8 protein-coding genes and 1 pseudogene are annotated in these 8,991 nt (G+C 66.0%); 1 reads left to right on the forward strand and 8 read right to left on the reverse strand.

The window, feature by feature from the left end:
- Positions 1 to 9: 9 nt before the first annotated feature.
- The 8 genes from AC3WTE_RS18670 to AC3WTE_RS18705 are packed head-to-tail and all read right to left on the reverse strand — an operon-like array spanning position 10 to position 8,153.
- A complete protein-coding gene (locus AC3WTE_RS18670) occupies positions 10 to 792 on the reverse strand; it encodes a 2-keto-4-pentenoate hydratase (RefSeq protein WP_492439801.1) in 783 nt (260 codons plus the stop codon).
- Positions 789 to 1,622 (reverse strand): alpha/beta fold hydrolase, encoded by an 834-nt coding sequence (locus AC3WTE_RS18675; RefSeq protein ID WP_492439803.1) that lies wholly within the window; start codon positions 1,620 to 1,622, stop codon positions 789 to 791. The genes AC3WTE_RS18670 and AC3WTE_RS18675 overlap by 4 nt, the downstream gene beginning before the upstream one ends.
- 21 nt (positions 1,623 to 1,643) lie before the next feature.
- Complete coding sequence (locus tag AC3WTE_RS18680; RefSeq protein ID WP_492439804.1) at positions 1,644 to 2,405, reverse strand: aspartate/glutamate racemase family protein; 762 nt, start codon at positions 2,403 to 2,405, stop codon at positions 1,644 to 1,646.
- Positions 2,402 to 3,715, reverse strand: a complete 1,314-nt coding sequence (locus AC3WTE_RS18685) for a M20 family metallopeptidase (protein WP_492439806.1) — start codon at positions 3,713 to 3,715, stop codon at positions 2,402 to 2,404. The genes AC3WTE_RS18680 and AC3WTE_RS18685 overlap by 4 nt, the downstream gene beginning before the upstream one ends.
- Positions 3,715 to 4,989 (reverse strand): amidase, encoded by a 1,275-nt coding sequence (locus AC3WTE_RS18690; protein ID WP_492439808.1) that lies wholly within the window; start codon positions 4,987 to 4,989, stop codon positions 3,715 to 3,717. The genes AC3WTE_RS18685 and AC3WTE_RS18690 overlap by 1 nt, the downstream gene beginning before the upstream one ends.
- Positions 4,989 to 5,864: a VOC family protein gene (locus AC3WTE_RS18695; RefSeq protein WP_492439809.1), complete on the reverse strand. Its 876-nt coding sequence runs from the start codon at positions 5,862 to 5,864 to the stop codon at positions 4,989 to 4,991. Before AC3WTE_RS18695 ends, AC3WTE_RS18690 begins: the two co-directional genes overlap by 1 nt.
- A 33-nt stretch (positions 5,865 to 5,897) precedes the next feature.
- Positions 5,898 to 6,956 (reverse strand): FAD-binding oxidoreductase, encoded by a 1,059-nt coding sequence (locus AC3WTE_RS18700; protein ID WP_492439811.1) that lies wholly within the window; start codon positions 6,954 to 6,956, stop codon positions 5,898 to 5,900.
- 3 nt (positions 6,957 to 6,959) lie between these two features.
- Entirely contained in the window at positions 6,960 to 8,153 is a 1,194-nt protein-coding gene (locus AC3WTE_RS18705) for a Rieske 2Fe-2S domain-containing protein (protein ID WP_492439813.1), read from the reverse strand.
- 385 nt (positions 8,154 to 8,538) lie between these two features.
- Between AC3WTE_RS18705 and AC3WTE_RS18710 the strand changes: the two are divergent.
- Positions 8,539 to 8,991: pseudogene (locus AC3WTE_RS18710) on the forward strand (winged helix DNA-binding protein); the annotation flags it as partial.

Genomic DNA, 8,991 nt, shown 5'->3' on the forward strand with positions numbered 1-8,991 from the left:
CCGGAGCGCTCATGCGGCGGCGAAATGTGCTGTGACGCTGCCGAGTTCGGCGAATTCGACATGAAAGCTGTCGCCGGCCCGGACTGGTAGTGCCGACGTCATGGAGCCGGGGATGACGGTGTCGCCCTCCTCGATCGCCACACCGCGAGCGCCGAGGACGTTGGCCAGCCAGGCCAGCGCGTTGAGTGGAGAACCCAAGACCGCCGCACCGGCGCCGGTCGCCACCAGTTCTCCGTTGCGGTGCACCAGCACGCCCATCAAGCGCAGATCCAGTTCGTCGAGCCGGCGTGCCGTGCCGCCGAGCACCACGCCACCTGATGAGGCATTGTCGGCGATCGTGTCGATCAGGCGGATATCCCAATCCCGGATCCTGGAGTCGATGATCTCCAACGCGGGCATGACGACATCGACCGCGCGCGCCGCGTCGGCCACCGTGACACCCGGTCCGGCCAGGCGACGGCCCATCACGAAGGCGATCTCGGGTTCCACCCGTGGCTGCAGGAATCGGTCGACGGCGATGGGGGCGCCCTCGGGCAGGAACATCGACGCGGTCAGCTGGCCATAGTCAGGGCAGTCGACGCCGAGCTGGGACTGCATGGCCTTGGAGGTCAGGCCCACCTTGTGGCCACGGACCGGGTCCCCGGCCTGCGTCCACGCCGAAACCTGGTGCTGCTGAATCGCATACGCGTCGTCGATGGTGAGGTCGGGCGCGGCCGCGGTGATCCGGGGGATCGGCGTGCGATCGGCGTAGGCGGCCAGCAACCGGTCGGCAAACCCTGTGCGGGCCGTCATTCGGCTTCCCGCAGGAATGCGGCCACCAGCTGCTGGAACCGCTGCGCGTGCTCGATCTGGGTCCAGTGTCCACACCGACCGAAGACGTGTAGCTGGGCGTTGGGGATCTGCTCGAACATATGCCACGAAGCCTGCACGGGGACCACGCGGTCTTCGCGGCCATGCAGGATCAGGACCTCGTGGCCGATGCCGGCCAATGCCTCATCCGGCACGATCTGCGCGTCCAGCCAACGCTGCCGTGGCGGCGGGAAGACCTTTTCGAAAGCCTCTTGGGCGCCGGGGCGGATGGTGGCCCGGTACCGCAATTCGGCGAGTTCGTCGGTCACCAGCGACCGGTCGAAAGCCATGATGTCCATGATCTTCTTCATGTTGGCGACCGATGGGGTGTAACCCCAGAGTTGGTCGAGCTCGTCGCTCAGCGGCATCGCCACCCCGCCGGCACCCATCAGGGTGATCCGGTCGAGCCGGTCAGGATGCCTGGTCGCCAGATGCAGTGCCAGCCCGCCGCCGAACGAGTTGCCCACGATGTGGGTCTTCTCGACGCCCAAGCCGTCCAGTAGTGCGAGGATCTGGTCGATCCAGGTGTCGAAGATGGTGAACTGCAAGGTATCCGGGACCTCGGTATAGCCGAACCCGACGAGATCCGGCGCGATGACCCGGAAATCCTGCGCCAGTACCGGGATCAGCCCGCGCCAGTTGGCCCACGCGGATACTCCGGCACCGGACCCGTGCAGCAGCAGCACGGGCGCACCGTCGCCCACGTCGTGATAGTTGGTGTCGTAGCCGCAGGTGTCCCGGGTGCGGCCGATCTCTGGGTTGTCCGTCGACATGATGTTCTCCTGATTGGGGTGTTACGACAGGGCTGGGGTGACGGCCGTGAGTAGGTCGTCCTGGATGAGCGCCGGCGGCGGATAGGCCCGCTTGCTGTGGGTCAGCCCGGTCAGCACGAGCAGTTCGCACATCTTGTAGGCGATGACGCCCGGATTGATCACCGGGACGTCGAGGGCTTTCTCCAGATAGGCGTGGGATTGGTGCATGGTGGTGGAGCCCAGAATGATCACGTCGGCACCGTCTTCATCAATGGCAGCCCGGGCTTGGGCCTGCAGCGCCTCGAAGATGAAATCCTCTTTGCCGGCGAGCAATTCGCTGGCATTGGGTGCGACGCCCACATCGCGAACCGACGCCAGGCGGGCCGTGAGCCCGTGCTCGCGCGCTGCCTTGTGGTAGAGCTCGTGCCATTGTGGCCACATGGTGATGACGGAGAACTTCTTGCCCAAGAGCGCGGCCGCCAGCATCGACGCTTGATTCGGGGCGACCACCGGAATGCTCAGCCGGGAACGCAGCGCCGCCAGTGCCGAGTCACTCATCGAGTTGACACACACCGCGGCATAGCCCTGTTCCTCGGCGCGGCATCCGGCGTCCAGCACGAAAGCGTCGGCGAGGGTGGTCTCGTACGCGCTGTCGAGGGTCGTGCCCCCGGCGCGGACGGCGACGAAGACATTCTCGAAGCCGGGGAACACCGCTTCGGCCGGAATCTGCGCCGCGAACGCGTCGACTGCCTGTTGCGGCACCGGGACCGGCACGATGTTGAGGATCTTGCGGTGCAGTGTCACAGGTCGAGTTCCTCTCGGGTGCGGGTCAGGGTGTCGACGACCGCGTAGGCGACCGCGCGGACGGCGGTCATGACGTCATTGACCGATGCGACGCCCATCCCGCCGAGTCCCTCGTTGAGTTCGGCGGGGGCGGCGGCCGGTGGCCAGGGGTAGCCGATCCGGGCGGTGGGCACGCCGAGACGGCGGATGAGGGTGCCGTCGGTCTGCCCACCGAGCAGTGGCGTCGATTCGTAGGGCTGGCCTTCGACTTCTTCCCAACCGCGCCTGCAGGATTGGATGATCCAGTTGTCGGGATCGGTCATGCCGCCGGGCAACGAGCCGTACATCTCCCAGTCGAGCTCGAGGTCCGGTTCGGCAGCCCGGATTTCCGCGATCAGCTGGGCGAACTGGTGGCGCACCTCACCCGGGGTGGTTCGGGGGTTGACGCGCACGTCGAGGTAGATCTCAGTGGTGGCAGATGGGAAAGCCGGTTTGTCGGGGGAGCCGGAGCGGACCGCTGAAATCCAGCCTTCGGGGATCGTGGTGCCCGCGGTGTTGCGGGCGGTGTACTGCGGCAGCCACGCCTCGATGCGCTGGATCACTGTGGCAGCCGGGACGATCGATGATCGGAAACCCGGTGTGCCCCTGGCAATTCCGGCGTAACCGTAGGTACCCCGCACAGAGACCTTGAACCAGCACATGCCCGGCTCTTCGGGAAACACCGCCCACCACGGTTTGAAGACGATCGCGTGATCGGGCATGGCGCCGTGGGTGAGCAGATGGAAAATTCCGTTGCTCATTCCCGCCTGGTCCCGACCACTCATGCTGACGGGCATGCCACCGCCGGCGAAACCGATTGCCAGATCGCCGATCAACGGGATTCCCGACTCGATGACCGCATGGGTGACCTCGGTCAGCCCGGCCACCATGCACTTGGGATTCGAGGCGCCCAAGCCGATCACCAGATCCCCGTCGACGCGGGCCTCGGGCAGCATGTCCGGGCGCAGGCGAGGCCCGACCCAGGGGACGTCGGACTCGGGATCGATGTGCGTGTCGATGGGCGCGTACAGCAGCAGCCTGCTGCCCTCGCCGGTGCCGAGCCGTTCACCGAATGCGTTGCCGCTGTGCTCGTTCATCGGCTGGTAGCCGGCTGCGATGCCAACGGTGTCGCGCAGGTAGCCGGCCATGAACTCCGACGCCGGGCGTTCCAGTCCGGTCGGGCTGTGAATGTTGATCAGATTGACCAGGAGGTCGCGAAATCGGTCTGGATTCAACCGATCACACACGGCTTGGTACATGGCGCGACGGGTGTCGGTTACGGAGCTGGTCATCACTGTTCCTCGGGTAGTGCGCAACGCGCGGTGAGGCCGGCGCGGTCGGTCAGGCAGGTGGCGATCCGGACCAGGGCGTGGTCGGCTTGCGGCGGTGCGATGAGTTGCACGCCCAGCGGTAGCCCAGCGGCCCCGGCTTCGATCGGCAGGCCGACCGCGGGCAGCCCGGTCACACTGGCGAGCTTGTTGAATACCGGATCGCCGGTGCTGGTCAGGCCTTCCGGGGCCTCGCCGGTGGCCGCCAACGTGACGAGTACGTCGACATTCTGCAGCGCCGCCGACACGAACCGGGTGCAGTCCTGGACCACCGCGCGCGCCTGCTGAATGTTGTTGGGAGTCGCCGCCCGGCCCATGGCCAGGAATTCGGTCAGCTGGGCGCTGGCCTGGCCGTGACCTTCGCGGTGCAGGCGGGGGGATAGCGCGTGCGCCGCCTCGGCGGCCATGATGAGCGTGTGACCGGCGTCGAGGTCTGTGAGGGCGCCGGGGACGTCGATGTCGCTGACGTGGGCGCCCAATTCTGCGAGCCCGGAGATGAAGCGTTCCAGCGCAATGGACGCCGACGGGGTGGCCCGGTCGCTCCACGGCGGCCGCAGCACGCCGACCCGAAGCCGATCGGTGGACGGCAGGGTCGTCGTGGCGTGCCGGTGGGTGAGGACGGCGTCCAATTCGCCGAGCCAGGCCGGGTGGCGCGCGAACGCGCCCACGGTGTCGAAACTCAAGGCCACCGGCAGCACACCGTCGAACGGCCAGCGGCCGTAGGTCGGCTTCAGCGTGAACACGCCGCAGTAGGACCCTGGTCGCAGCACTGAGCCCGCGGTCTGGGTGCCGAGTGCGATCGGGACCTGCCCGTCGGCCACGGCCGCCGCGGACCCGCTGGACGAACCGCCCGGAGTATGGCCGGGATTGTGCGGGTTGCGGGTGGCGCACGGCCGGTAGGTGGCGAACTCGGTCGTGGCTGTCTTGCCCAGGATCACCGCCCCGGCATCGCGCAGCCGTGCGATCACGTCGGCGTCCCGCACCGGGCGATGGCCCGCCCACAACTCGCTGCCATAGGCGGTGGGCTGATCAGCGGTGTCGATGATGTCTTTGATCCCGACCGGCACGCCATGCAGAGCCGTGCGCGGTGGCTCGGCGTCGCGGGCCCGGGCTTGCGCGTGTGCCAGCTCGGGGTCCAGGTGGGCCCAAGCATGGATCAGGTTGTCGCGCAGGCTGATCCGATCCAGATATCGCTGCACGGTGGCAGCCGCCGTCGTCGGCGCGGGTGCGCTGAGCATCAGCCGGCCCGCTGGACGACGTGGCCCCAGCGGGCCGGGGCATCGTAGGTCTTGACCACCCAGTCGTCACCGACCACATCGCCACCCCAGCCGATCTCGATCCCGAACCCCGAAGGGGTGGCGAGGTAGAACGAGGTGACACCGTCGTTGGTGTGGCGACCCAGCGTCATCTTGAGGTCGACGCCCGCACCGCAGATGCGGTCGTAGGCCCGGCCGACATCGTCGAGAGTCGCGGTTTCGATCATGAGGTGGTTGAAGTCGCCGCCGCGGAATCCGAAGCACTCGTTCATCAATGCCACGCTGTGGTGGCGCGGATTGCAGTGTAGGAAGGTCGCATCCGCGCCGTCCCAGACGATGTAGTCGGTCAGTTCGAAACCGAGCACCCGGGTGTAGAAGTCCACCGCGGCCGGATAGTCCCGGCACATGTAGACGACATGACCGAGCCCCAGATCGCCGGTGACGAAGCCGCTGATCACACCGCCCTGGATGACGGGGGATAGCTCGGATACCGGCCCGACCACCACTTCGGTCCGGAAACCGTCGGGGTCGTCGAATCGGAAGCCCGACTGCGCCTTTGGGGGCTCAGGGGTGTCATCTCCGACCCAGCCGACCGCGATGTTCTCGGCGGCGACTGCCTCGGCGAGCCGATGCAATTCGGCGGGTGTATCGACCTCCCAGGTGACCCGCCGGATCTCGTCGGTCGATCCGGGGTACAGCGCGATCCGGTGGTGCCGATCGTCGAGCCGGACCAGCAGGGGGTCCTGTGGCGACGTGCGGGGACGCACGTCCAGCTCGAGCAGGTCGACGAGCAGATGATGCCAGGCGTCGATATCAGCGACGGTGACGGCGAAGGCGCCGAGCCGCGCAATGCTCATTGTTGTTCCAATCACTTTGTGAACAAGGATTTTTCAGCTGGGAAGAAATTGCTCGGTGTGGATATTGGCGCGCGGCAGACCGAGCTCCTGTAAGCGGGTGAACGCGGCGTCGATCATGGCGGGCGGACCACACAGATACGCCGATGTCGCCGGGTCGCTGACGTCGTCGGGGGTCAGGACACTCACCGGATTGCCGACCAGGACCCCAGGCTGCTGGTGGGGCTCGTCGGCCGTCACCCGCACCGACAGGTTCGGCATGAAGCTGGCCCGGCCCTCGAGCTCGTCGAGATGGAACAGGTCGCGGGTTCTGGTGCAGCCGAAGATCAACCGGATCGGTTTCTTGCCACGAGCCAATTGGAGTTTGTCGAGCATCGACAGCATCGGCGCTAGGCCGGTGCCGCCGGCCAGCATCAATACCGGGCCGGCGTCGGAGGCCAGACCGAACGACCCCAACGGGCCCTCGACATCGATCTGCTCGCCGATCGTGGCGCGGTCGCGCAGGTAGTCCGACATCGTGCCGGCGGGCAGGAGCCTGATGGTGAAGGTGAGCTGGCGCTTCTGCCGTTCACCCGAGGCCATCGAATACGACCGCCACTCCCCGGTTCCCGGAACCCGGAGCCGGGCATACTGCCCAGGCCGGAAGGCGAACGACACCTGCTTGGGCAGTCGCACCGTGAGCTCGACAACGGTTTCTGCGAGCTGCTGCAGACCGGTGACCTTGGCCGTGGCCTGCCGCAGTGGATACTCGTCGAATACCGAAGCCGGATAATCCAACTCGACCTCGGTATCGGCTACCGCCCGTGCCTGACAGAGCAGGCGCATGCCGTCGGCCATCTCGTCGTCGCTGAGCGGGTAGATCCGGTTGTCGGGCATGACGAGCGCCCCGTCGCGGACCCGGCCGACACATGTACCGCAGGTGCCGATGCCGCACTGGCTTGCCAGCCGGACGCCGGTGGCGGACGCCGCATCGAGCACTGATTGCCCTTCGGGCACCAGGATTTCCTTGCTCGTGTCGGTGTAATGCAGTCGTACGCAATGGGTGCGCGCCACGGCGTCGGCGTCGGGTGGCTGCTCGCTTGCCAGGATGGTCATCTCCTAGTCCTCGTCCTGGTAGGGGGACTCGAAGAAGCCCCGTGGATGCCGGGCGGCCAACTTGCGCCAGGCGACGATCGAGTAGTCCATGTCGCAGAGCACCTCGTTGTTCCACCCGTCGAAGCGGGTGTAGTGCTCCTCCGTCGCTTCCCGCGCGAACACGTCGCTGTTGTTGAAGCCTTCGAGCGCAAGGGGTTTGAAGAAGTGCTCGTATTTGAACTCGAACTCCTTGCGGGCATCGTCGTCGGCGACGCGGGTGGCCACCACTTCCCAGTACTCGTGATGGTGGTCGTCGATCGGGACGTAGAACTCGTACTGGACGTGATCGGTGATCGGCCAGTGCTCGACCATCAACGTGCCGGGAACCCAGAGCGATGTGCGGAAGTAGTGCGGCACGGTCCCACGGGACTTGATGTCGACCTTGGGGTTCTCCAGCACCGGCTGGTATAGATCCGGCCGGTCGTACCGATTCATGACGCCCTTCGGGCCGTCCGGGATGTCGATCTCCTCGGTGGCCTCGTTGGACAGCGCGTTGACACCCAGCGGCAGCGCGCGATCGAGCGCGACGAGGATCTGGTTGTCCCAGTGCACCAGCAGATGGCCGGGGTCCAAGCCGTTCTCGGCCGCCAGTCGCCAGTTGCCGACCAGTTTCCGGTGAATCCCGCGGATGACGATGCCCTCGTCGGTCAAGTGGGGCACCGGTGTGTCGTTGGGGTCGTTGGTGACGTGCGCCGGCAGGTCGGACGTGAGCGGCGGCGGGGTTCCGTAGTCGGCATCGCCGACGAACACGAAGATCATCCCGTTGACCTCTTCGACGGGATAGGTGCGCACACCCACCCGCCCGATGAGCGAATCCTCTGGATTGCCAACGATTGTCGTCAGCTTTCCGTCCGACACGTCGTAGGTGTAGCCGTGGTACCAGCAGCTGACGGTCCCTTCGGACAGGCACATCGGCTTTGCGGACAGCTTGACGCCACGGTGGATGCACCGGTCCGAGAGGGCGTACACCCTGCCGGCTGAGCGGCGCAGTGCGATGTCGTGGCCACCGATGGTGATGCCTTTGAGGCCGCCGTCCGCGAGTTCGTCGGAGAACAATGCGGGGTACCAGTGGTTTGCGTAGCCCCAATCTGCCTGGACGTACGGGGCGTAGTGCCTGGTTACCGCGGACGAATTGCCGCTGTGGCTATCGACGGACATCAATGACCTCCATGGGATATGGCTCCGCGCCGTCGGGCGCGGTCGAGATTGGTGAGGCATCCGGATCGGCGAAGGTGTGGTCCGGAAGGCTGGACACGATCACGTGTCTGCAATCACACTACTGATTATCGATGGAGAATCAATAGAGATTCAATAAATTAACAATGGTCCACGTTGCGGTCCGATCCTGTGACGTGTTGAGTGGAGGACGATGAGCGCTAGTGACGTGCCGGCGGACAAAGGCGTAGGTGCCGGCCAGCCGCAACCCCTTGAGCCGGAACGCCGTTGGCACCTCGCCCAGGACGGTTACGAAGAGGCGATGACCGCATTCGAATTCGCCCTGTTACAGGTCGACGGCGAATTCCAGCGGTTCGCGGTGCATGCGATGCAGGTGGCCGGCGACCTCGATCTGACCGTCAACGAGGTGGTCGCCATGCATGTGGTGCGGATGCAGGAACGGCCGAAGGACACCGCGACCATCGCGCAGCTGACCAACCGTGAGGACCTGCCCAATCTGCAGTACAACCTGCGCAAGCTGGTGACCATGGGGCTGCTCGAACGCACCAAATCCGGCACGTCGGCGGTGTTCCGGGTGACCGACAAAGGGCGTGAGATCACGGATCGCTATGCCGCGCTGCGTCGTCAGATGCTCACGTCCAACCTGACGGAGCTGGCAGACGTCACCGCGAAACTGCAGCATGCGGTGCGCTCGATGAATGTGCTGACGGGTCTGTACGCGGCCGCGAGTCGCGACCTGGCCACCATCAATCCGGCTGTCATGTTCCCGTCACCGAACGGCTCCGGGGGGGGGGGGGGGGGGGGGGGAAAAAAAAAAGGA

It is taken from the genome of Mycobacterium sp. FW102-FHT13B02, from assembly GCF_058790275.1.

Excerpts from the sequence above, each read along its gene's own strand:
- AC3WTE_RS18685 (WP_492439806.1), bottom strand. The coding sequence starts at position 3,715 with ATGACCAGCTCCGTAACCGACACCCGTCGCGCCATGTACCAAGCCGTG.
- AC3WTE_RS18690 (WP_492439808.1), bottom strand. The coding sequence starts at position 4,989 with ATGCTCAGCGCACCCGCGCCGACGACGGCGGCTGCCACCGTGCAGCGA.
- AC3WTE_RS18700 (WP_492439811.1), bottom strand. The coding sequence starts at position 6,956 with ATGACCATCCTGGCAAGCGAGCAGCCACCCGACGCCGACGCCGTGGCG.
- AC3WTE_RS18705 (WP_492439813.1), bottom strand. The coding sequence starts at position 8,153 with ATGTCCGTCGATAGCCACAGCGGCAATTCGTCCGCGGTAACCAGGCAC.
- AC3WTE_RS18670 (WP_492439801.1), bottom strand. The coding sequence starts at position 792 with ATGACGGCCCGCACAGGGTTTGCCGACCGGTTGCTGGCCGCCTACGCC.
- AC3WTE_RS18675 (WP_492439803.1), bottom strand. The coding sequence starts at position 1,622 with ATGTCGACGGACAACCCAGAGATCGGCCGCACCCGGGACACCTGCGGC.
- AC3WTE_RS18695 (WP_492439809.1), bottom strand. The coding sequence starts at position 5,864 with ATGAGCATTGCGCGGCTCGGCGCCTTCGCCGTCACCGTCGCTGATATC.